We start from the raw sequence: 23,810 nt of genomic DNA on the forward strand, positions 1-23,810 counted from the left end.
ATCGCAGCAAAGGCAGAGTGTCCCGTTGTTAGTTCCAAAGCTCGTTACCACGCTCAAGACGTACGATCGCGATCAGTTCCTTGGCGATCTTACAGCGGGAGTGATCGTTGGGGTTGTTGCACTCCCGCTCGCGATAGCCTTCGCAATTGCGAGTGGTGTTCCGCCGGGTCGCGGTCTGTGGACCGCGATCGTGGCTGGCTTCATAATCTCTGCACTCGGCGGATCGCGCGTTCAGATCGGCGGTCCGACCGGTGCGTTCGTGGTTATCGTTTACGGCATCGTCCAGAAATACGGGATCGACGGTCTCACCGTAGCAACGCTCATGGCGGGCGCGATACTCGTCGTCATGGGGCTGGCGAAGCTCGGCTCCGCGATCAAGTTCATTCCGCGGCCCGTCGTGACCGGTTTCACCAGCGGGATCGCGGTGATCATCTTCTCCGGAGAGATAAAGGATTTCTTCGGACTTTCGATGGGTACTGTTCCGTCGGCATTCATCGCGAAGTGGCAGGCGTTCGCTGCGCACGCGGGAGCGATCACTCCGGCTGCGCTCGGTGTGTCCGTTGCATCGATGGCGATAATTCTGCTGTGGCCACGTGTGAACCGGCGCATCCCGGGGCCGTTCGTTGCTCTGATCGTGATGACAGCGGCGGCACAGCTGCTGCACCTTCCCATCGAGACGATCGGCTCCAGATTCGGCACGATTGCGGCGTCAGTACCTCATCCGGAAGTACCGCATCTGTCGCTCGCCCAGATATCCGCCCTCGTCGGTCCCGCGTTCACGATCGCATTTCTGGCGGCTGTGGAATCATTGCTGTCCGCTGTTGTTGCAGATGGAATGATCGGCAGCAGACATCGCTCGAACATGGAGCTCGTCGCGCAGGGCGTGGCCAATCTTGCGGCGCCCTTGTTCGGCGGCATTCCAGCGACCGGTGCCATCGCCCGCACGGCGACGAACATCAAGAACGGCGGACGCACTCCGGTCGCTGGAATGGTGCACGCGCTGACGCTGCTGGTCATCACGGTGTTCGCGGGACAGTGGGCGGCGCTCATTCCACTCTCTGTACTCGCTGCGATTCTCGTCGTGGTCGCGTACCACATGAGTGAGTGGCGAACGTTTCTCACGGAGCTGCGCTCTCCCAAGAGCGACGTGGCGGTTCTGCTGACGACATTTCTGCTGACACTGCTGGTCGATCTGACAGTTGGTATTGGTGTCGGCATGGTGCTGGCAGCGTTCCTGTTCATTCGCCGCATGGCTGAGGTGACGCAGATCAGCTCCGTTGCAGACGAGTCCGACGAGGATGCGCACGCCGGCGATCCATATGAGACGGATCCGAACGCAATACATCGGAGGTCGGTACCGAAGGGCGTCGAAGTATTCGAGATCAACGGACCCTTCTTCTTCGGCGCTGCCGAGGCGTTCAGGGATACGATTGGACAGGTGGCTCGCAAGCCGCGCGTTCTCATCATTCGCATGCGCTACGTGCCGGCGCTCGATTCCACGGGTATGTACACGCTGAGTGAACTGGCGCGACGCTCCAGGAAGGATGGCACCACGGTTCTCCTTTCCGACGTGCACATGCAACCGATGGTTGCACTCACCGGATCGCCGGCACTCACGGAGATCGGGAAGGAGAATCTGTTCGACAACATCGACGCTGCACTGGTCCGGGCCCGCGAGCTGGTCGGTGTCCCGGTGGTGGACAGTGAGATAGCGGCTGGCGGTGAGCCCTAGCCCAGCGCGGCGTCGGACGCGTGACGCAGAGCAGTAATGAAGCCGGCGATGTGATCCGGGGCGGGCGGAGGCGCGGCGAAAAACGGATCCATCACTGTGGACCGAAGGACGACGAGTCCATCGCTGCCCGCGCGCTTCCAGTCATCTTCGGTGCAGACGCCGAGCTCGTGGAGCAACGTCGTGATCGCTCCATCGTACATGGGTGTCTGGAATCGCGTTCGAGATATGATGTATTCCGGCGTCGCGCCCGCGACCTCGAGACTCATCAGCGAGTAGATGCGCTCGTTGAACGCATTCACGGCGTCGAGAGTGGTGAGTGACGGATGATGAACCAGGTAGCAGATGATGTTGATGTCCGGTCGCGGTAGAAGCACAACCCGGAATGGCGCGACATCGGCTGTGTACAATCCGTCGTAAAGGCGGCGCGCACCAGCGGCAGTCTGTTCGATGAGATGACCATAGCCAGTCTCATTCAGCGGAAGGACCTTGTGGCTCAACCACACCGCCGCCGCTGCCGCGCCGGGCTTCGATCCCTCGAAGATGAAGCGTCCGAGGTAGAGATCCTGGACGGAGTCGAGTCCTGCCGTCGGCGCGAGGTAGGGCGGGTCGGTGGCGACCAGCTCTCTCGCGCGTCGTTCCTTCAGCAGAAAGGCTCCTGCCGGATAGGGCACGTAACCCAGCTTGTGCGGATCGATCGTGACGGAGTCCGCATCGCCCAGTGCGGTCATTGCGCGAACCCACAGCTCGCTCGGCCAGTCGCACCCTGACGATGCGCGGATGTCGGCAGCCGAGCGACGGTTGCCGTCCGCACTCCACGTCACCGCAGCTGCGTAACCGCCGTAGCACGCGTCGGAGTGTACGTGAAATGTGACACCGAGCTCTGTCTCGGCGCGCCCGCGTACAGCGAGAACCTCGTCGAGCTGATCGACAGCGGATTCTTCAGTCGTTCCGCACACCGTTATGCATGCCATGATCGGCACGCGTCGCCTGGTGAGAGAGCGAACAGTGTCCCATAGTGCCGCTGTATCGAGGCGAAAGTGACTGTCGACCGGAATCCGGACAATCTGATTGGACCCGATTCCAAGTGCACGGATGATCTTCTCCCACGAATAGTGCGCTGTGGATGCGACGAGGATGACACTGGCGGGCAGCGGATCGCCATAATCCAGTGCGAGGCGGCGTCCGTAGTCCTGGTAGCCGACCGTGGAGAGTGAATGGTTTGCTAGCGCCCAGGTCACGCGTTCGTGGGAATCCGATTTCCAGAGTGCGTCCCACAGCTCGAGCGAGTCTGTTGTCCGGATGTTAAGCAGCTGTTGGAGCGAGAGCGACTCGAGCGGCGCGGTCGTACCATCCGGTAGCGCAACCGTGAGATCGACGTGGAGATCGCGCGCCGCTCCAGCTGCGGCGAGTGGGAGGTAGAACACGTTTCGGGCGATCCACAGAGCCTCGAAATTCGCAACCGTTCCGCCGGACGTAAGATGTCCCCACGATTGGGCCGGATCGTATCCGATCATGCCTGCCAGCTGTGCGGCGACTTCCAACTCCAGGCGCGAGGTGACCGGAGACGCCTCGACCGAAACGTTGTTCGGATTGTAGAGCATGGTTGCGAAAAAGCCAACCTGCGCGGCGATCGTCTGCTCCGATAGCATGTGCGCGCGATATCGTCCGCTGAAGAACGGGACTCCTCGTTTGAGCTCTGCGAGGAGTCCCATCAACTCCTGCGTCAGCGTCGATACGGCGTTCTCGTACCCGGGCTTGCGCTTGTCGGTCTCGCGAATTGTAAAGCCATCTTCCGGATGGTAGTTGCGCCGCCAGAATACATGATCGCGCAGCGCCTCGACGATCACGCGCTCCAGCAGGTCGGCGTTCTCGGCGCGAGGGCCCAGGAACCATGCGCGAAGCGCGTCATGCGATTCCGAAGAATCCGGTGCAGGCGTGTCAGCCGCCGTCATGCGCCTGCCGTGTGCGATACGTACGCCAGCACTGCCCAGTAGTGACAGAAGCTTCCAGCCATCACGAACAGGTGCCATATCTCGTGAAAGCCGAACGTGCGTGGCGCAGGATCGGGCCACTTGGTGGCGTATACGACGGCGCCTACGGTGTAGAACGCACCGCCTGCGATGATCCAGATAAAGAATCCCATCGGAGCAGCGCCGAGCAACGGCTTCGCGACTATCATCGCAGCCCAGCCCATGCCCAGATAGAGTACGGTCGAGAACCAGCGTGGTGCCTGCATCCAGGACAGTTTCTGCACGATCCCCGCCAGAGCGATCATCCACACCGCGATCAGGAGACCGATGCCCAGCCGGCCTCGGAGCAGTACCAGACAGACGGGTGTATACGTGCCCGCAATCAGCACGTAGATCATCATGTGATCCAGGCGTCGCAGCATTGCCAGGCCGCGCTCCGAGCAATTGACCGAGTGATAGATCCCGCTGGCGCTATACAGGAGCACGAGGCTGGTCCCGAATATCGCGAACGCTACTATCTGCCGGGCGCTATCGTTGGCTACGCCATTGGCGAGAAGGACCACCATGCCAACCGCCGCCAGCGCTGCGCCGAGCAGATGCGTGAGAGCATTGACTGGTTCGCGAATCGCAAGCCGATATCTATGTCGCATGGGTATGATCCTTGTATCGATGATGTAAGGTAGAAGGCCAGTGCCGCTGGCGGTGTCGGTATTTCCCTGAGATGACGACGGCAGTTCCCTTATGAAGAATCCGACGATGCCTGACGGTGGGAAGCCAACAGGGGTCGTAGATTTCGTTCCGAGCCGGTTTCTCACGATCACTTCACTCATCCCCATATGCCGCCGCTAACCTGGCCGTATACGCATCTCCTGATCAATCACTTTCCTATCGTCCTGGTGACCATGGCGCTGGTTGCTGCACTCGGCGGTCTGTTGCTGCGACGTCGCGGTCTGTGGCTGTACGCGATGGGGACGCTTACCGTCGCTGGGCTGTCCATATACCCGGTGCATTTCAGCGGTGATCAGGCGGACCACGCGCTACACGACCCATGGTACATCGCCCGTGGTGCGATCGACGCGCACGACGACGCAGCCGGAATCGCCATGGTCATCATTCTGATTGCGGGCGTGGTGGCTGCATACGGATGGTGGCGCGCTCTGCATCGACGCGATGAAATCATCCCTGTGTGGATCCGCGCTCTGGTACTCGTCGGTGCGCTCGCAGGCTTCGCGTCCGTAGCGTACACGTCGTATCTGGGGGGCAAGATAATCCACGACGCTCCCGTACTCACGTTGCCGACGGCACCGGCAAACCTTCCGCCAGGCATCGCCACTCCACCGCGCGCGTCGGGACCGGGGAGCGAGTAACCGCGGCGCCCCGACGGCGTCAGCGAGCGCGGGCTGGTATGTAGGAGCAGTACGGATCAGAGGCGAGATAGTTGCCGGTAGTGGCGTAGGCGCGCGCACGCGAGCCACCGCAGATCGTGCGATACTCGCATACGCCACATTTGCCCTCGAGCCTGTCCGTGTCGCGCAGATCGCGGAATAGCGGGCTGTTACGATAGACGTCCACGACGTCGTGTGTGCGCACGTTTCCAGCGCTCATCGGCAGAAAGCCGGACGGATATATGTCGCCGCGGTGACTTATGAAGAGAAACCCGTTGCCATCGTTCACGCCCCGCGCGCGTCCAACGCCATCGGCAAGACTGAATCCGACTCCAGCCGTGAGCGGCGTCGCCGCTCGATCGTGTTCGCCGGCGCGTCGCTCCGCAACCTGGCGCTGCAGCACCACGCGGCGATAGTGTGGCGCTGCCGTGGTCTTGATGTCGAAAGGCGCAGTCTTCGACAGATCGTACAATCGGTGAAACACGCGCTCGAACTCGTCGGCTGTCGTCAGGTCTGATGTTCTGGCGCGCCCGGTCGGGACGATGAAGAATACCGACCACAATGCGATCCCGAGTGTCGTGATGAACTGCACGATTGGCTCGACGTCGTGCAGGTTATGGCTCGATACGGTCGTATTGATCTGCGTCGAGAGACCGATCTTTTTTGCTGCGTCTAGCATCCTGACAGTCCATTCAAATGAGCCGGACACGCCGCGGAATCGATCGTGAATCGCCGCATTGGATCCGTCGAGGCTGACAGCCAGACGTGCAAGACCGGCGTCACGAAGGCGGCCGAGGACGTCAGGTGTCATCAGCGGTGTGCCTGATGGCGTCATCGCCATGCGAAGTCCGATGGATGTACCGTGTCGGACCAACTCAACGGTGTCGTCCCGCTTGAGCGGATCGCCACCCGTCAGAACGAAGAGCGGCTTGCCAAACTGTCGCACGGTATCCATCAGACGCTTTGCTTCCGCCGTGTCGAGTTCGCCGCGGTCACGGGATGGCTGCGCGGAGGCTCGGCAATGGAGGCATGCAAGATCACACGCCTGTGTGGTCTCCCAGATGACTATGAACGGGGACTCGTTGAAGTCCGTGTCGCGGATGGACGGGCGTGTGGACGGCATCACCGGGGCAGGGTTCGGAGTGGTTGGGGACATCAGACACCGCGCGCGAGACGCACCGCCGCAATCACGATGATGATACCGAGCACGGCGTTCGCGCGCGCGAGGTGTGCCGCGTGACGCCTGAGCACGATTGCGCGTGGAGAGCCTGGTTTCTGGCGGCCAGCGGCTGGCCCAAGGATGAAATCATGAACGGCGCTCACCGTGACCATCGCTGTGACGGCAATGAGCTTGCATGCGAGCGAGTGTCCAACGCCACTGTGCCAGAACGCAGACGAGGCCCATACGTCATTCCACTGGAGCCAGCCACGGTAATGCAGATTTATCACGCCGGTGACGATGAGAATTGCGATTGCAATCCAGCCGGCGGTGCGGAATCTGAGTCCCAATTCCCGAAAGAGACGCTGCCGCAGCTCTGGAGGCTCGACAGATCGAAGGAGCGGAGCGCCAATAATGGCGATGAAGGACATGCCACCGAGCCAGAAGAGGGCAGTCAGTACATGGATCGTTACGACCGCGTAGTAGGTGGCCGACATATTGTGGATGCGTGTCGCTGGGCGAATTGACGTTGATCAGGTGTGCCATGGAAGATCGCCTGACACGTTACCGAGGTGCAGTGACGTTTGTCACAGTTCCGACACTGCACGAGAAACCCGGCGCGACATAGGAATCCATCATCAGCACGAACGAACCCATGCCGGGAACGGAGCTCTCGATGCGGACGGGGAGGCGGCAGCTGTCATCACTCAGAAATACGCGAATGATTCCCTCACCGCGGTAGCGCCGCGGATCGTGCACACGCATCTCCATGAGCGTCGTTACATAAGCACGGGATGCAGTCTGGACCACGCCGCCAGATGACTCACGGACCGTCACCGGATCGCGTGTCGCATCGAAGTGATTGTTGAATTGGTAGAGCGTATCCTTGCCCTGCGGAAGGGTCCGCAGATAGTAGATGAACGAAAGCTCATCCAGCGAAGCGTTCGTGATGCTCTCGCCGGAACTTCCGTCATCCCCCGTCCAGAGCCGATCGTCGGGATGGATCTTCACCGTGATGCTGTGGGAACGAAAGAAACGGCGCTCCTGCTCGTGGAAGCGGAGCGAGCGGACCGTCAACGGATCCAGCCATGACTCCATCAGCTGAAATCCCTTGAATGGACCCATTCCGGCTCTGGTTTGTGACCGGAGCAAGTACGTCGACGTCCCGCTCACATCCACCGGCCCCTCGACCGACATGGTTGCGTGACCGATTGCACCCACGCCACCGACATCCACCCGGTAGGTGATTTTCTCACCGGGAGCGAATGGCAGTGGCGTCTGACCGCGAGCCGGCGCGCCGAGCGCAGAAACTACGAGCGCAACGGCGGCCGGTGCGATGCATGGTATCCGGTTCAGAAGGATACCGTTCCTTCCATCATGAAGCCCTTGATCTTGCCGCCGCTTCGGATGTCAGTGATGGGGAAGTCGTTGTAGTTCTGCACCATGTACTCGCCCTTGAGTAGAACTGTCGGGGTGACGAACCACCCACCGCCGCCCTGTGTCCGATTCACATTCACGTCGGTAGGCATTCCGAGGAAGCTTCCCTTGACGTAGTTGTATCGGCCGCCGACGTAAAGCTTGTCATCCATGAAGCGATACAGACCCTCGCCGACGTACTGGTGCCAGGTACGATCTACCGACTCCGTGGCGCCTCGTCCCTTTGCCATTTCGGCGTTACCGAAGAACTCGAAGCCCTGATACTTGATGAACGGATTGACGACGACCGCAGTCACCTTGCTGCTCAGCTTGGGCTGAATCGCCCCGGACCACGCGTTTGCGTCCTCGGTGGAAGCGGTATTCTCCATCACGTCGTAGTAGCGCGATCCGGCGCGATCGCCGCTATACAGCGTGTTGTTTACGGAGCGAGAGGTGCCGTAAACCGAGCCGGTCAATCTGAAGCGGAGGTCGGGATTGACCTGGGTATCGTAACCGATCTTGCCAAGGAAGGTCGGCGAGCGCTTCTGCGGCTGCGTGACCTGTCCGTGGATTTCGCCACCGGTGACACCAGCCATCGCAAGGAATCCGTTCGCACGCACGTACGCCTCACCACCTATTTCAGTAGTGAACGCGTCCATTATGTAGTTTCCGACAAACGGGTTGTACATTGCCAGGCCATTGTCAGTTCTGCGATAGTGTGCATCGCCGTAATCCACCTCGAAGTGCCCGACCCTCAACGTCAGGTATTTCATGATGGAATTGAGAATGTCCACATCGATGGGTGATGCGTCGACAAGCAGATATCCGTCTTTCACCCACGCATCCTGGTGGTGGCGGGACGACAGGAAGGTCGTAACCTCGACACGCATTCCTTTCGCGAGCTGTGCGTTGAGATAGAGGTTTGCGACGGCATTGTTGAAGCCGTGTCCTATCTGAATGAGCTGGTTTGCATCGACGCCGTTCACCACCTTCGGCGCCGCGGTGTTGCTGTGCTCGAGTCCCTGGAATTGCTGCGTGAACGCCGCACCGAGTCCAATCTTGAAATTGGTGAACGGAACTGTGTCCTCCTTGGGTGGTTCGAAGACATTGATACCGCGTTGGTCACGTGGACGCATGTGCTGGATCTCTATGAGCGGAACCAGCGACGGATTCACGGTACTGTCGGCGGCGCGTGCGGCAGGTACGCCGTTCTGCGCCGCGAGCGTTGGGGCAATCGCACCGATCATCGCGATACTGATCGCGCTAAACAGGAACGGTTTCATTTTCGGTCTCCGTGAGGGAGTGAGATTGTATGTGTGACGCACGTGTTACTTGTGTGACTCGCGGAGCGGTGGTGTCACGCGCGAGGTATTCGCTGCGAGCTCCGATGAGAGCCCGGAGATTGCATCGGCGATTGCCGCGTGTGTCGCCTTCAACGTGAACTTCACCTGCAACTGATCACCAACGCGAAGCGTTCCCAGCATGAACGTCGGCGGTTTGATGCCGAAGGCGCTCATCTTGATGGCCTGCGCCGCCGTCGCGGATACGACGCCGTCGGATCCGCGCGCCGCCTCGATGGTCATTCGGATGGGATTGGCCTTGCCGGCAATTGTGAGCTCTCCCTGCGTTACTGCACTGAATTTTGACGCCGCCGCACTTTCAGCGATCAGGTCGTAACTCGTGAGCTTGTATATCACGTAGGGGAACTCGGCTGCATGCAGGGTCTTGTACATGTTGCCCTCGAGATCGCCTCCGCATTTCAGGCTCTTGACTGGAATCACCACCTGCACATTCACAATGGGATGCACAAGAGTGTTCAGGGCTGCAGTTTGATACGATGGATCGACGTCTATGTACGCCTGCATCGTGCTCGTGGTGCAGGTAAATCCATGCAGCGTGGATGTACCGTCGAAGGTGAGTTGACTGCCTGGAGCTAGCTGAAGGCGTACGGCACTTGCCTGTGCAGACAAAGTGGTGCCAAGCAGCGCGATGGCCGCTGCAGTCAAAACTGTCCGTGTGATCATGGCTCGTCCGTTCTGGTGTGAGTTTCTTCGTGCGTTTACGAACGAACGATACGGCCGACAGGTAGCCGCCGTCTGTCGGCGCTACCCTGAATTGTCGTAAGGGTATTTCCGATACGTGGATCATGACGAGCCATGGTACTGGAATGCCCTACAATCATTCCGGGAACGGCCGACAGACGGCGACCGAGGGGCGAGACAGATTGCGTTATCACTCACTGGAGGTGCACAGATGTCCAGCCCCGCTTTCTCCGCTGCGACGACACCGGCGGAAGGATTTCACGGAATTACTCGTCGCGGCTTGCAGCCGGCACTCGATGCCGTGTTTCCACTGTTGCTGGCAATCACCGAGGACGAGCGTGCGACGCCGGCCATCGCCATGACGCGTGAGCTGGCGCGCACTCATGGTGCGATTCCGACGGTGTTGCGTGCACTTGGCAGAGATCACGAGACGGAAGTGCTGATCCAGCCGTTCGCAGGTTACGTTGCAGAGGGCTTACTGAGCCCGGAGTATCGTGACGAATCCAGAGAACTGTTGCAGAAACAGGTGACTGCGGTGGCGGGTGACGTGCGGTGGCAGTTCGAAGTCGCCGATGAGCCACCGGTCGAGGCGATCGTCAATCATGCGCGACAGTTGCGCGCCGGTCTGATCGTCATTGGCCTGCGACGGCACGGCGTTGTGCATCGTGTGGTCGTTGGTGACCTGCTGCGGTCGGTCGTCCGTCTGGCTGGCGTGCCCGTGCTTGCGGTTCGGCCGGATCTCCTTGCCCTGCCGAGGCGTGTCGTCGTCGCGATCGACTTCGGCGAGGCGAGCGTTCGCGCAGCGAGCATGGCGCGACACATGCTTGCTGAGGATGGGGAAATGCATCTCGTGCATGTTGTAACCGACGCGACGCATCGGGATAGAGCTCCGGCGGGCATGCTGGGCGCCGGAACCTTCTCACGCGCGACGCGCGACCTGGCATCAATGGTCGATGATCTGAGACCTGGCCCGCGGATGACCATTTCGTCCCACGTGATAGAAGGCGAAAAAGAGGCGGCAATCGACGGCTTTGCGGAACGCGTTCGCGCGGATCTGCTCGCGGTGGGGAGTGATGAACACCCCTTGCTGGACAGACTGGTAAACAGAAGCGTATCGATGGGCCTTGCCAGGACGGCGCACCGGTCGGTGCTGGTAGTTCCTGCCAGGAACCACGAGCAGAACTCCACCGCGACGGGCAAGGGCAGCACTACGTAAACAGCGCAACGGGAGGACCGATGAGCATCACACGAAAGGACTACGTGAACGAGTTGGACGCGCCGCTCGAGGAGCCGTCGGCTGCACCAGAGGCTCTCGCAGCTGCCGGAGAGTTTGGCGTCCTCCTGGCGCTCAACGAGGACGAGCTTGCGGATGCGGCCGTCGCCGTGACGCGTGCTCTGAGCGAGCGACGTGGCGCCGGTCCTTCCGCGCTCTACGTCATCGAGGTTGGTACGTCAGTGCCGGAAGCGGCGATCGTAATCGTATCGATCGAGGAGGACCTGCAGGATCCACGAATACGTGAACGGCAGACTCTCGCGATGCGGAAGACGCTGCACCTGGACCGCGGTCCTGCGGCGGCGTGGCCCCTGACCCTGGCTGTGGGAAACGTAGCGCGAGTCGTGGTCGAGCATGCCGAGCGGAGTGGCGCACGGATGATTGTCCTGGGCCTGAATCGCCACAGCACGGCGGGCCGCGCGATAGGCAATGATACAGTCCGCGGTGTGATGGGACTCAGCAGTGTGCCGGTGCTGGCTGTACGCCCGGAACTGACGGACCTTCCAAAGCGGATCGTCGTGCCAGTGGACTTCAGCCGGGCGAGCATTCGGGCTGCGCAACTCGCGCGACGTATCGTCGATGAACATGGAACCATGCATCTCGTTTTCGTCGAGCCATCGAGATCTAAGGTCAGGACGGAAAGCGAAGAAGCGTTCGAGCTGATTCACACGCGCGGAGTCGAGGCAGCGTTCAGTGAGCTGGTGGCGGAGCTATGGCCATCGGTTGGTGTGAAGATCGATACCGTGGTGCGGCAGGGAAGTCCGGTCGCAGAGATAACCCGCTTCGCCGAGGAATCCAATGCCGATCTCATAGCCATTGGAAGCCAGCGGCATCCGTTTCTCGATCGATTGCTGCTGGGCAGCGTAGCCAAAGCCATCGCGGCAGATGCCAGATGGTCGGTTCTCGTGACGCCGCCGGTCCGGGCCGGCCATCACTGACCGCAAAGCACGCCTGGCAGGTACGGCGAGCAGGTACTATGGCTGCTCGCCGCGCTTTCGCCACCACCGCGCGATGCCGTCAACACTCATTCGATAGTTGCCGGCTTCTTCGTATCTGCGAAGCAGCGAAGGATCTCCAGTTCGGGTCAGGGTAACGTCTTCCATTGCTCTTAGTGCGTCCGAAGCAACGTCGGCTTCCTCGCCTGCGGCGAGCCGCCCGCCGACCCAGCCGGCCCAGAACCACGTGCGCGAGAGCAGCTCGTCCAGATGCCACGCTACGTCGTCGTAGCCTCCAAAGTGGGTGAGATACAGACGACGTGGCTCGAGTGCGCGCAGAATAGCGACGCTCTTCTGCCATTTTTCAGGCGAAAATTCCGGTGGTGGTGTCGGAGGCCTCAAATGCCTTGTGCCATCCAGACGAACACCGGCGACGTCACCCGTGAAGACCGAGCCGGTATCAGGATCGTGCAGCGCAAGGTGGTGATTCGCATGTCCTGGAGTGTCGTACGCACGCAGTGTACGTGCACCCGTGCGCAGATCGGCGTGATCCTCGAGAACACTGAGACGTTCCGCTGGTATCGGAATCATCTCCCCCCAGAGCGGTCCCATCAGATCGCCGTAGATTCGCGTCGCGCTCGCCATCAGTTTGGCCGGATCTATCATGTGCGGCGCGCCGACCGGGTGTACGTACAGTCGTGCGCGCGGCATTACACGGAGCAGGGATCCGGCACCGCCGGCATGATCGAGATGTATGTGAGTCACGACGACTCGCTCGATGTCTGCGGGATCGAAGCCTGCCTGGCGTATGCCGGCAAGCAGCGTTCCGCCTGTACTGGCCGGCCCAGTCTCGATCAGCGTCAGTGCATCGCCGTCAGCGACCAGATACGATGCGATGACGCCAGGCGAGCCCCGGAAATGATGGTCGAGCAGAAATACACCAGGCTCGACTTCGCTCGCCAGACGGTTGGATGCTGGAGTATGATCAACCGAAGATGTCATTGGCATGCCTGCAGTATTATTGGGCCAAACGTCAGGATGCAAGCACACGCCGGCGCGCGCGGGCGTTGGAATCGAGCTGACTGCACATGATGTCGCAGAGCGCGAAGACAGATTGATCTGCAAGCGCGTAGTAGGTGAACAGTCCATCCTTCCGCCGGGTAACGAAACCCTGCGCGTGCAGCAGCTGAAGGTGTTTCGAGACATTGGCCTGGCCAAGCCCCGTCTCACCAACCAGGTCAGTGACCGTCATTTCGTGCCGTCTCATGCACTGCAGAATCTGCAGGCGTGCCGGCTCGGCGAGTGCTCGAAAACGCTGCGCCACTAGTGCAAGAACATCGGGTGTCAGTTTCGTTTTTGCCATGTCTATTTTTCCTGTGGCACTCGATAACAGTATCGTAATGTAGTTATCGAATGCGTATCGAACAAAAGAGCGCAGTCGGGGCGGCGCATCGCCAATGAGGCATCATCTGCCTGCGCTGCTCTGGTCCCGTTGACGCCCTGCGGGTGTGCACCCCGCCAGCCCTCCCCAGCCAAGCATCCGCTCCAGCGGACAGAATCCCGTGAAACTCGACTGCAGAAGATTGACGCCTACAAAGGCAGTGAAGAGAAACCACGCGGGGTGAACCCAGTAGCCGAGTACCAGTGATGCAATGATGAATGTCCCGGCGAACCGCCGGATGATGTTGTCGTCACACATTGTCGGACTCCTGACCTGAAGTGTTTGCCGCGAACGCAGGGTGCGCACGCAGGTTCGAACCAACGCCACTCGATCGCACGTCGCGACTGCGCAATTCCCAGTAAAGAATTGGAACAACGATCATCGTCAGCAGAGTGGCCACTACCGCACCACTCATCAGCGCCACTGCCAGACCCTGGAAGATCGGATCGAGCACCATCACCAGGCCGCCAATCACAACTGCTGCTGCCGTCAGTGCAATCGGTCGGAATCGCACGGCGCCAGCTTCGATGACAGCTTCGCGAAGTGGCCGCCCACGCGCTTCCGCGAGTTGTATGAAGTCCACCAGCAGGATGGAGTTGCGCACGATTATCCCGGCAAGCGCGATCATGCCGATCATGGAGGTTGCAGTGAAGAACGCGCCGGTGATCGCGTGGCCCGGCAGGATGCCGATGAGTGTGAGCGGGATGGGCGTCATTATCACAAGCGGTACGGTGAAGGACTGGAACCATCCAACCACGAGCACGTAGATCAGCACCAGAACTACCGCGAACGCGAGGCCCAGATCGCGGAATACCTCGATCGTCACCTGCCACTCGCCATCCCACTTGATCGCCGTCTCGGTGAGCCGCTCGGGCTGGACGGCGTTGTAGCGCGCGATGCGCGCGCCGTCCACGCGAATCGCGTCCAGCTTCCTGTTCATCGTGAGAATGGCATACACCGGTGATTCGATCTGCCCAGCCACGTCACCCGTGACGTAGATGGCCGGCCGCAGATCTTTGCGCACGCGACTGCTCTCGATGGTCCCCGTGACCACGCTCACGAAGCGCGCGAGTGGCTGTGGTCCAGTAGCCGTCGCAATCGGGAGGGCAAGCAGTGCATCGATCGACGACCTCTGTTCGAGCGGCAGCCGCGGCACGATTGCGATGCCCTCGCGTGCGGTAGCCGAACTCGCGATGCCGGCTGGAGCGCCCGAGAGGGCGAGGTAGAGTGTCCGCGTTATCTGCTCGACACTGGCGCCCGCTTCTGCAGCGCGCGCGCGGTCGACCCGAAATCTGCGTTGCTGTTCCGGTGCCTCGACGGTCCAGTCGACGTCCACCACGCCCGGTGTGGTTTCAAAGATTCTTCTCACCTGTTGCGCGGCCAGCAGTCGCGTCGAGTCGTCCGCGGCATACACCTCGGCGACTAGTGTCGAAAGCACCGGCGGGCCCGGCGGGATCTCCGCGATCTTTGCCGAAGCGCCATATCGGACGGCAATTGAATCGATCGCCGGCCGCACCGCGACGGCAATGGCGTGGCTCTGGCGCGAACGCTCACCCTTCGACAGGAGATTCACCTGAACGTCGCCCACGTTTGGGCCAGACCGCATGAAGTAGTGCCGCACGAGTCCATTGAAGTTGAACGGCGCGGCGGTACCGGAATACACTTCCGTGCTCCTGACTTCAGGCACCCGGCTCAGATATCCGGCTATCTCCTGCCCCAGCGCGTTGGTGGTTTCGAGCGTCGATCCCTCTGGCAGGTCGAGCACCACCTGGAACTCGTTCTTGTTATCGAACGGGAGCATCTTGACCTTGACTGCCTGGATGAAGATCAGCCCGACAGATAGCAGGAGCAGTGCAACTACGCCTGCATAGAAACCGAACCGCAATCCGCGGCGCTCCATCAGTGGCGCCATGACACGCGAGTAGAATCGCGCGAAACGCGACTGCTCTTCCATCTCATGCGCACTGTCAATCGGCAACGTGGACGCCGGCACGGTGCGCACGTGTCCTTTCAGCAGCCGATATGCAAGGTACGGCGTCACGACGAACGCGACGGCAAGAGATGCCAGCATGGCGAACGATGCGCCGATAGGAATGGGACGCATGTATGGGCCCATCATCCCGGAGACGAATGCCATCGGCAGGATTGCAGCAATTACCGTGAAGGTCGCCAGGATCGTCGGATTTCCCACCTCGTCCACCGCGTCGATCGCTGCAACGTCCGGCGGTCGATCACCGATCTTGATGTGTCGGTAGATGTTCTCGACGACGACTATGGCATCGTCGACGAGAATTCCGATGGAGAAGATCAGCGCGAAGAGCGTGATCCGGTTGAGCGTGTAGCCAAGCGCGTAGTACGCGAACAGTGTCAGCGCGAGCGTGACCGGCACTGCTACCAGTACTACCGCAGCTTCCCGCCAACCCAGAAACAGCCAGATGAGTACCGTGACGGATATGGTTGCGATGAACAGGTGAAGAATCAACTCTCTGGCCTTGTCACCCGCTGTCTCTCCGTAGTCACGTGTCACGGCAAGATGTACATCAGCCGGAAGCAGGCGTCCTGTAGCCGCATGAACGCGTTGCATGACTGCGCGCGTCACCTCCGTCGCGTTGGCACCATGTCGTTTCGCGACCGCTATGGTGACAGCTGTCTCGGATGCTCCGTGCGATGCTGTATGCGACACGTAAGTCGTCGGCTCACCGTAACCCTGCGAGACGTCGGCAACGTTGCTCAGGTACACGGGTGCGCCCGCGTGCGTGCCGACCACCACGCTCGCCACTTCCGAGGACGACGTGAGCGGAGCGCCAATGATTACGCGGTATACCTGATTCGTAGCGGAAAACTCCCCCGCCTGAAGTTGCGCGTTTGCTCCGGTCAGTGCGGAAGCAACCTCGCCCGGCGTCACACCGTTCGCTACGAGCCGCGCCGGATCGAGCGTGACGCGGATCTGCCTGGGTTGGCCTCCCACAACGAACGTCTGCGCGACGTCCGGAACAGTTCGGATCTCATCTTCGAGATGGCCAGCGATCTGTCGCAACATGTTCGCGTCATAACTGGCTGAGTGAAGGGTGAGCGTCAGCACCGGTACGTCATCGATGGAGTGGGCCTTTACGACTGGCGGGTTCGCTCCCGACGGCTGTTCATCCATCGCACCAGCGAGCTTCGCCTGCACCCTCGTCACACTTCGTTCCTGATCTTCGCCGACCTTGAACCGTACGGTTACCATGGCGTAGCCATCGCCCGACAGCGAGTACACATGGTCGACGCCCGGTATCTCCAGCATGCGCTGCTCGATCGGACGCGCCAGCAGGTTGTCGGCCTCGCGCGGCGATGCGCCAGGCAAGGTCGAGATCACATCGATCATCGGCACGGAAATCTGCGGCTCCTCCTCGCGCGGTGTTGCAAGGATGCCGAGCGCGCCGAGGCCAAGCGACGCCAACGCGAGCAGAGGCGTCAGCTTCGATCGAATGAAAGCCCGGGCGATACGTCCTGCAATGCCCATGACTCAGCGTCTCCCGGCGGGAGCCGGCGCAACCGCTGGCGGAATTACGATCACGTCGCCAGCGCGCAAGCCGGAAATGACTTCTACGTCGCTTCCCGTCGTGTGTCCCAGTTGCACCCAGCGCTTCTCATCGCCCTCGGCCGTTCGAAGGGTTACACCGGTGAGGTCGCCCGAGCGCGAGACTGCGCTGACCGGCACTACGAGCGCACTCCGTGTATTCTGCGGCACCGACAGAGTCGCGACGCTTCCTGACAGACGTGCGCCGTGCGCGTTCGGGACGAGCGCGTTGATGGTGTACAGATTGCCACTCGCCGATGGCACGACCCCTTCCACGCGCGCAGTGACCTGCGCACCTTCGACGGTCGCTCGCAGCGACTGCCCTCGCCGAACCAGTTGTGCGATGTCCGGCGTTACGGTCGCGCTGAGCCGAAGCTGGCTGGCGTCCTGCACGGTCACAAGCGGTGCACCAGGTGTTGCGAACGCACCCGGATCCACGAATCGATGCGTCACGATGCCGGCGAAAGGCGCTCGTACGTCGGCATAAGCGCTCATGGCACCGAGTTCGGCGGCGGATGCCCGCGCAACGTGCACGCCGGCGTTGGCGCGCGCGAGCCCGGTTTCGACGGCATCCAACTGTGAGCGAGTCGCCGCGCTGTCCGCGTATAGTGCGCGAATGCGCGCGGCCTGTGTTGCGGCGTCGCTCTGGATCGCCTCTGCATCCGCAATCGACGCTGTGATCTGTGTCTGCCTCGCTGCAAGCTCGCGCGCATCGATCCGTACGAGCCGCTGACCGGCAGTGACGGCGTCACCTTCTGTCACGAGCACCGATACGACGTTGCCCATGAGCTTGGTGCTCAGCGTTGCCTGTCGCAGCGGCTGCGCAACGCCGTCGGCATCGAACACAGCCTGCACCGTCGTGTCCCTGAGCGTGTACGGCGTGCCCGCTAGCCGCACAGGCGCATGGCTGGCCGTCTCCGTTCTGGACGGTGAACAGGCTGCAAGTACGAGGACTCCCACGGTGCTTGCATCGAACAATCGGATACGCATGATCGGATATTCCTGGAGTGAGCCGAAAGGATCAGCGCTGGCGTTGCGCGCGTGGATTCGAAACTGGCGCGATTCCGACAGTCGGCGCCGCAGTGGCTGGCGCGTCGTCGTTGTCGAGCGCGGTGAGAGATGCCGGGTCGGCGCCGAGTGCACGACGACGCTCGGCATCCGCAATGATCGCACGATACCGGGCCTCGGAGAGAGCGAGAGCACTGTTCATCTCGACCGACTGTGCGTCGAGCAGATCTACAATGCTTGCCAGGCCACCTTCATATTTGCGCGATACTATCCGGTGAGCTTCGGCGCTCTGAACTACAGATTGCTCGGCGATACGAAGTCTGGTAAGCGCTACGGAGAGAGCGGTGCGTGTCTGCGCCACTTCGAGCGACGCCTGGGCCTGGACAGCGTCCGCCTGCGCCTGCGCCGCGGACGCATATCCGGCTGTCGCGCGGATGTCGGACAATTCCGCCGCGCTGCCAAACGGGCTCACTGATGCCATGATTCCGACTGTCCAGTTCCGCTGGCCGCTGTAGGGTCGGTTGGGAGCGTTCCAGTCGTACCGTGCGAACGAGTTGACGTGTGGTAGATATGTTGCGCGTGCGCGAACCGCGTCGGCGCGCGCGCTCGCCGATCGCAGCTGCGCGCTGCGTACATCCTCGCGTGGTGCCATCGTTGCGGCAGTGTCACCCTCGACCACTGCGCGAATGCGATCGGCCGACGGGAGCGAGGATGGCGCCTCCGATGTCTTCATCAACTCAGCCGGCGGCATGCCGAGAACCATGGCGAGCTCGCGTTGCGCAGTGTCGACGTTGCCATCCGCCTCGGCGAGTTGTGCCTCGATGTCGGCTACCCGCACGGATGCAAGCAGTGCGTCAGACCGTGTGACCATACCCTGTCGCACCATCGCCTCCGTCTGCGTCAGGTGCGCGTGGGCGGCGCGAGCCGCTGCGCGAAGAGTCGCGGCCCGCTCAGATGCGAGCACGGCGCCGTAATACGCGCGCACAACGTCCACTCGCGTCGAGAGCCTCGTCCACGCTGCACTCGCGTGGCCGGCGTCGGCCCCGCGGCGGGCTGCGATGCGGGCCGCCCACGCGTCGGCATTGAAAATGGGCTGTTCCAGCACAACGCTGCCCTGGTAATTGTCCATGGCGGCAGGAAAATTCAATCGTGCGGGGTCGAAATCAGCCTGTGTGGCGATGCCCTGCCGGAGTCTGTCTCCGAAGACGCCGATGGGATCAGTGGTTCTCGTGTATCCGGCCTCGAGCCGGACGTTCGGGAGGACGCCTTGGAGGGGAGCGATTGCCCGCGCGTCCTGTGCTGACGCCGTGGCGGCCGCGGCGCGGTTGGCGTACGCCGACCGATCTGCCTGTCGAAGTGCTTGAGAGAGCGTGATCTGGGAGCCGGCTGGCTGAGCGACGATCCCGCCAAGTATGACTGCAAGGAGCCCGACTGTGGATTTGTGCATGGGCGTTAGCGGCTGTATGACTGCAATACTATATGCGAATATAGTTATATACATCCACGGCAGAAGTCAACCGTCGTGCGTGCGTGTGCGCCACTGGCGCTACTCTATCGAGTACATCTCGCGCCGCTCCCCTGGGGGAATCAGCTGCAAATCAGCGATGGGCGAGCGAATAGACGTACGCTGCAACCGCGCACACCTGGGCGGCGCTCAGGGTGCCGCCACCCATGGGCGGCATGGGCGCAGAGTGCTGCTTCGGGTTGGGCACTCCGGTGCGCACCAGTCCGGCGATGGCCGCGTATGACCCATCGATATTGAGCCACTGCGCATCAGTAAGGTCGGGGGCCAGGGGGGTGCCCTTGGCGTTCGCGCCGTGGCACGCAAAGCAGTTGCCTGCTCCGCTGAACACGGTGCGGCCGCGGTTGGTCAGCGCCTGATCCACTGGAGGGCAATCGACAGTCGCCGCTGCCTGCGCCGCCGCGGGCCTGGGTGCGGCGCTCGTGTCGGCGTGGACCCGCCCCATCATCGACATGGAGCCCATTCGACCGCCCATGGCGCCGCCTGAGCTGAGTGTCGTCTCCGCTGCGATCGCCGACGTGGATGCCCCGCCGGTTTCTCGCGATGGAGGTGAGCAACCGATGATGAACGCGGCCACTACAAGGGTCAGACACTTCATGCGAGCCTCCCGCACCTAAGCGTGTGGTGCTTCGCCGCTCACGATTCGCCACGTATCACGGGCGATGAGCAGCTCTTCGTCAGTCGGTATTGTCCAGAGCTCGACGCGTCCGCCATCCCGGTCGAATCGACCTTCAGCGCCACCCGTGAGAGTGGCATTGCGTCCGGCATCCGTCTGAATTCCGAGCCAGTCCATGCCGGCGCATATGCGCTCGCGGACCGCGGGCGAGTTCTCACCGATTCCGCCGGCGAACACAATTGCATCCGCACCGTTCATGGCGGCGAGATATGCGCCGATGTACTTGCGCACGCGGTAACAGAAGACGTCGATCGCAAGCCGCGCTCGGCGGTCACCATTCTCGGCGTCCTCCGCCAGAAGCTCGCGCATGTCGGCGGTGAGTCCCGAAAGGCCGAGCAGACCGGACTGCTTGTTGAGCATCACGTCCATTTCACGGCTGGTGAGCCCTTCCTTGGCGCCCACGTAATCGATGATCGCCGGATCGATGTCGCCCGAGCGCGTTCCCATCACCAGCCCTTCGAGCGGGGTGAACCCCATCGATGTGTCCACCGAATGTCCATGCACGATAGCGCACGCAGACGCCCCGTTTCCAAGGTGCAGGGTGATGATGCGCGTCTGCTCGGGGGTCTTTCCGGTGAGTTGCCGGTAACGATACGCAACGTATCGGTGTGACGTCCCGTGAAACCCATAACGTCTCACCTTGTATCGCCTGTAGAGTTGGTACGGTATGGCGTACAGATGTGCGGTCTCGGATATGGTCTGGTGAAATGCGGTATCGAACACAGCAACCTGCGGCACTTTGTCACCGAGCACTTCGCGCGCGGCCGCGATGCCTGTGAGATTGTGCGGATTGTGCAATGGTGCGATATCGATTAGTTGCTCGAGGTTGCTTCGGACGGCTGCATCGATGAGAGTGGATCGCGTGAATCTCTCACCGCCATGCACGACACGGTGGCCAACAGCCTCGATGTCGGATGCAGCTGTGATCTCGACACCCGAAGCAGGGTCAGCCATCCATTTGATGACGCGCTCGACTGCATCTGCATGACTCCGGATCTGCGCCGTCGTGCGCGATGGTGTCGCAGTGCCTGCACCGAGAGTGAGGATTGCCTCGCCGCCGATGCGCTCGATCTGACCGCTGGCAAGTCGACGGTCCCTGTTGCCGTCGATCGCGCTCTGGTCGGTATCTATGAGCTGAAACTTGAGCGACGAGGATCCGACATTCAATACAAGGATCTTCATGAGGCGGCGTGTCGGGCCCAACGCCAGTCGCGAATCTCAGGCATGTCGTCGCCATGTTCGTTTACATAGGCGCGATGCTCGACAAGCTTGGAGCGAAAGAGATCTGCCGCCACGGATGCTGCGGCGTGATTCCTGAGACGCGGTACACGCGCAATGACATCCAGCGCCAGATTGTACCGGTCCAGCTGGTTGAGCACTGTCATGTCGAACGGTGTCGTGGTCGTTCCCTCTTCCTTGTAACCGCGCACGTGCATGTTGTCGTGGTTTGTGCGGCGATACGTGAGACGATGGATCAGCAGCGGATAGCCGTGAAAGGCAAACACTATCGGTCTGTCCCTGGTGAACATCGCGTCGAATTCGTCATCCGGCAAGCCGTGCGGATGTTCGCTGTTAGGCTGGAGCGCCATCAGGTCCACGACGTTGACGACACGCATGCGCAGGTCTGGTATGTGAGTCCGTAGCAGATCCACCGCCGCGAGGACTTCGAGCGTCGGCACATCGCCGCAGCATCCGAGCACCACGTCCGGGTCGGTGCCGCCGTCGTTGCTCGCCCAGTGCCAGATGCCGAGCCCTCGTTCGCAGTGGTCAGTTGCGGCGTCGATGTCCAGCCATTGAGGTTCGGGCTGCTTGCCTGCAACAATCACGTTCACGTAATTCCTGCTGCGAAGGCAGTGGTCCGCCACGGACAGCAGACAGTTGGCGTCGGGCGGAAGATACACGCGCACCACATCAGCCTTCTTGTTCACCACATGGTCGAGAAATCCGGGATCCTGATGGCTGTTGCCATTGTGATCCTGCCGCCATACGTGGGAGGTAAGAAGGTAATTGAGCGACGCGATCGGCCGCCGCCACGGGATGTTGCGAGCCGTGGCGAGCCATTTCGCGTGCTGGTTGAACATCGAGTCCACGATATGGATGAACGCTTCGTAGCAGGAGAACAGGCCGTGTCTGCCGGTAAGCAGGTATCCCTCCAGCCATCCCTCGCACATGTGCTCGCTCAACACCTCCATCACTCTGCCGTCGGGTGCGACGTGCTCATCGCTCGGCAATATCTCGGCGGTTGACGTGCGATCGGTGACATCGAACAGTGCGTCCAGCCTGTTGGAACTCGTTTCGTCCGGCCCCATGATCCGAAAGTTGCGTGCGCTCATGTTGAGTCGCATTACATCCCGAAGAAACTTGCCGAGCACGCGGGTGGATTCTGCGTCGACGGCTCCCGGCGCCGGTACGCTCACGGCGTAGTCACGGAAGACCGGCATTGCGAGATCCTTGAGCAGCAGCCCGCCATTGGCATGCGGATTGGCGCTCATGCGGCGTGTGCCTGTGGGCGCGATGCTAGCGATCTCCGGAACGAGTGTGCCATTCTCATCGAACAGTTCTTCGGGGCGGTAGCTCTTCATCCACTGCTCGAGCAATGCGACATGTCCCGGATTATCCTCAAATCCGGTGACCGGTACCTGATGCGAGCGGAACGATCCCTCCGTCTGCTTCCCGTCGACGAACTTGGGGCCCGTCCATCCCTTGGGCGAACGCAGGACTATCATCGGCCATGGAACGCGATGCGTGAAGCCGTGTTCGCGCGCGTCCTGCTGGATGCGCTTGATGTCCGCCAGAACGGTGTCCATGGTGGCGGCCATGAGCTGGTGCATCACGTGTGGGTCGTCGCCGGAGACGAAACGAGGATCGTAGCCGTAGCCTCGCAGCAGCGACGTCAGCTCGTCGTCGCCGATTCGTGCAAGAACGGTCGGACCGGCGATCTTGTAGCCGTTGAGGTGCAGGATCGGAATAACGGCGCCGTCCCGTGCGGGATCGAGGAATTTGTTCGAATGCCAGCTTGTCGCGAGCGCGCCTGTTTCTGCCTCACCATCCCCGATTGCACAACAGACGAAGAGATCCGGATTGTCGAATACGGCGCCATACGCGTGCAGCAGCGAATATCCCAGCTCTCCGCCTTCATGGATGGATCCAGGTGTTTCCGGAGCGACGTGACTGGGGATGCCGCCCGGAAACGAGAACTGCTTGAACAGGCGCTGGAGACCAGCGGTGTCACGACTTACCATCGGATAGATCTCGCTGTACGTCCCCTCGAGGTAGGTGTTGGCGACGACACCAGGTCCGCCGTGGCCTGGACCGGCGATGAAGATCGCGTCGATGTCGTGCTTCCGGATCAGCCTGTTCATGTGCACGTACATGAAGTTCAGTCCTGGTGTCGTGCCCCAGTGACCGAGCAGCCTGCGCTTTATGTGGTCGAGGCTCAGCGGTGCGCGCAGGAGAGGATTGGCGAGGAGATAGATCTGGCCGACGGAGAGGTAGTTCGCGGCGCGCCAGTATGCATCGATCAGCCGGAGTTCATCCGCGGAAAGTGGATTCCGGCTCGGCGTTTCATTCGCAATGACTGTCGTCATGTCGATTGCTCCATGGGAATTGCAGGATCAGGATGATCCTGCCGTCCTGTCAGTGACTGGCAGGACGGAATACGCCGATGCAGCGCACGCGACATGCCGCAGGAG

20 protein-coding genes are annotated in these 23,810 nt (G+C 61.3%); 4 read left to right on the forward strand and 16 right to left on the reverse strand.

The window, feature by feature from the left end; genetic code table 11:
* Positions 1-25: 25 nt before the first annotated feature.
* Positions 26-1,732 (forward strand): SulP family inorganic anion transporter, encoded by a 1,707-nt coding sequence (locus V4529_12435; protein MES2359131.1) that lies wholly within the window; start codon positions 26-28, stop codon positions 1,730-1,732.
* Here the strand turns inward: V4529_12435 and V4529_12440 are convergent.
* Both V4529_12440 and V4529_12445 read right to left on the reverse strand, forming a co-directional pair.
* Complete coding sequence (locus V4529_12440; protein MES2359132.1) at positions 1,729-3,762, reverse strand: pyridoxal-dependent decarboxylase; 2,034 nt, start codon at positions 3,760-3,762, stop codon at positions 1,729-1,731. The two genes, V4529_12435 and V4529_12440, sit on opposite strands and share 4 nt — an antisense overlap.
* Positions 3,681-4,352, reverse strand: coding sequence for a hemolysin III family protein (locus V4529_12445; GenBank protein MES2359133.1), 672 nt, complete (start codon positions 4,350-4,352; stop codon positions 3,681-3,683). The genes V4529_12440 and V4529_12445 overlap by 82 nt, the downstream gene beginning before the upstream one ends.
* Before the next feature lie 186 nt (positions 4,353-4,538).
* On the opposite strand from V4529_12445, the gene V4529_12450 reads away from it, so the two are divergent.
* The gene (locus tag V4529_12450) at positions 4,539-5,069 is read left to right on the forward strand and encodes a hypothetical protein (GenBank protein ID MES2359134.1); all 531 of its coding nucleotides are present in this window, start codon (positions 4,539-4,541) and stop codon (positions 5,067-5,069) included.
* Between the two features lie 19 nt (positions 5,070-5,088).
* On the opposite strand, the gene V4529_12455 is transcribed toward V4529_12450, so the two are convergent.
* The 5 genes from V4529_12455 to V4529_12475 all read right to left on the reverse strand — a co-directional run bounded on the left by V4529_12455 (position 5,089) and on the right by V4529_12475 (position 9,686).
* Positions 5,089-6,210: a TIGR04053 family radical SAM/SPASM domain-containing protein gene (locus tag V4529_12455; GenBank protein ID MES2359135.1), complete on the reverse strand. Its 1,122-nt coding sequence runs from the start codon at positions 6,208-6,210 to the stop codon at positions 5,089-5,091.
* A 32-nt stretch (positions 6,211-6,242) separates the two neighbouring features.
* Positions 6,243-6,743 (reverse strand): DUF4149 domain-containing protein, encoded by a 501-nt coding sequence (locus V4529_12460; protein ID MES2359136.1) that lies wholly within the window; start codon positions 6,741-6,743, stop codon positions 6,243-6,245.
* Positions 6,744-6,810: 67 nt separating this feature from the next.
* A complete protein-coding gene (locus tag V4529_12465) occupies positions 6,811-7,608 on the reverse strand; it encodes a DUF3108 domain-containing protein (protein ID MES2359137.1) in 798 nt (265 codons plus the stop codon).
* On the reverse strand, positions 7,599-8,945 hold the full coding sequence (locus V4529_12470) for a hypothetical protein (GenBank protein ID MES2359138.1): 1,347 nt from the start codon (positions 8,943-8,945) through the stop codon (positions 7,599-7,601). The genes V4529_12465 and V4529_12470 overlap by 10 nt, the downstream gene beginning before the upstream one ends.
* A gap of 45 nt (positions 8,946-8,990) precedes the next feature.
* A complete protein-coding gene (locus V4529_12475; protein ID MES2359139.1) occupies positions 8,991-9,686 on the reverse strand; it encodes a YceI family protein in 696 nt (231 codons plus the stop codon).
* A 229-nt stretch (positions 9,687-9,915) separates the two neighbouring features.
* On the opposite strand from V4529_12475, the gene V4529_12480 reads away from it, so the two are divergent.
* Positions 9,916-10,920 carry a universal stress protein gene (locus tag V4529_12480; GenBank protein ID MES2359140.1) on the forward strand — a complete coding sequence of 335 codons (1,005 nt, stop codon included), beginning with the start codon at positions 9,916-9,918 and terminating at the stop codon, positions 10,918-10,920.
* Positions 10,921-10,940: 20 nt separating this feature from the next.
* The gene (locus V4529_12485) at positions 10,941-11,915 is read left to right on the forward strand and encodes a universal stress protein (GenBank protein ID MES2359141.1); all 975 of its coding nucleotides are present in this window, start codon (positions 10,941-10,943) and stop codon (positions 11,913-11,915) included.
* A gap of 36 nt (positions 11,916-11,951) precedes the next feature.
* Here V4529_12485 and V4529_12490 read toward each other — a convergent pair whose 3' ends face one another.
* The 9 genes from V4529_12490 to V4529_12530 all read right to left on the reverse strand — a co-directional run bounded on the left by V4529_12490 (position 11,952) and on the right by V4529_12530 (position 23,705).
* The gene (locus V4529_12490; GenBank protein MES2359142.1) at positions 11,952-12,920 is read right to left on the reverse strand and encodes an MBL fold metallo-hydrolase; all 969 of its coding nucleotides are present in this window, start codon (positions 12,918-12,920) and stop codon (positions 11,952-11,954) included.
* A 25-nt stretch (positions 12,921-12,945) separates the two neighbouring features.
* A complete protein-coding gene (locus V4529_12495) occupies positions 12,946-13,275 on the reverse strand; it encodes a metalloregulator ArsR/SmtB family transcription factor (protein ID MES2359143.1) in 330 nt (109 codons plus the stop codon).
* Positions 13,276-13,377: 102 nt separating this feature from the next.
* Positions 13,378-13,611, reverse strand: a complete 234-nt coding sequence (locus V4529_12500; GenBank protein ID MES2359144.1) for a DUF2892 domain-containing protein — start codon at positions 13,609-13,611, stop codon at positions 13,378-13,380.
* Entirely contained in the window at positions 13,604-16,855 is a 3,252-nt protein-coding gene (locus V4529_12505; protein MES2359145.1) for an efflux RND transporter permease subunit, read from the reverse strand. The genes V4529_12500 and V4529_12505 overlap by 8 nt, the downstream gene beginning before the upstream one ends.
* A gap of 3 nt (positions 16,856-16,858) precedes the next feature.
* Complete coding sequence (locus tag V4529_12510; protein MES2359146.1) at positions 16,859-17,902, reverse strand: efflux RND transporter periplasmic adaptor subunit; 1,044 nt, start codon at positions 17,900-17,902, stop codon at positions 16,859-16,861.
* A gap of 31 nt (positions 17,903-17,933) precedes the next feature.
* Complete coding sequence (locus V4529_12515) at positions 17,934-19,367, reverse strand: TolC family protein (GenBank protein MES2359147.1); 1,434 nt, start codon at positions 19,365-19,367, stop codon at positions 17,934-17,936.
* A 151-nt stretch (positions 19,368-19,518) separates the two neighbouring features.
* Positions 19,519-20,040, reverse strand: coding sequence for a c-type cytochrome (locus V4529_12520; GenBank protein MES2359148.1), 522 nt, complete (start codon positions 20,038-20,040; stop codon positions 19,519-19,521).
* A gap of 15 nt (positions 20,041-20,055) precedes the next feature.
* Positions 20,056-21,300: an acetate kinase gene (locus tag V4529_12525; GenBank protein ID MES2359149.1), complete on the reverse strand. Its 1,245-nt coding sequence runs from the start codon at positions 21,298-21,300 to the stop codon at positions 20,056-20,058.
* On the reverse strand, positions 21,297-23,705 hold the full coding sequence (locus tag V4529_12530) for a phosphoketolase family protein (GenBank protein MES2359150.1): 2,409 nt from the start codon (positions 23,703-23,705) through the stop codon (positions 21,297-21,299). Before V4529_12530 ends, V4529_12525 begins: the two co-directional genes overlap by 4 nt.
* Positions 23,706-23,810 lie beyond the last annotated feature (105 nt).

This window comes from Gemmatimonadota bacterium (genome assembly GCA_040388625.1).
Taxonomy (GTDB): Bacteria; Gemmatimonadota; Gemmatimonadetes; order Gemmatimonadales; family Gemmatimonadaceae; genus Fen-1247.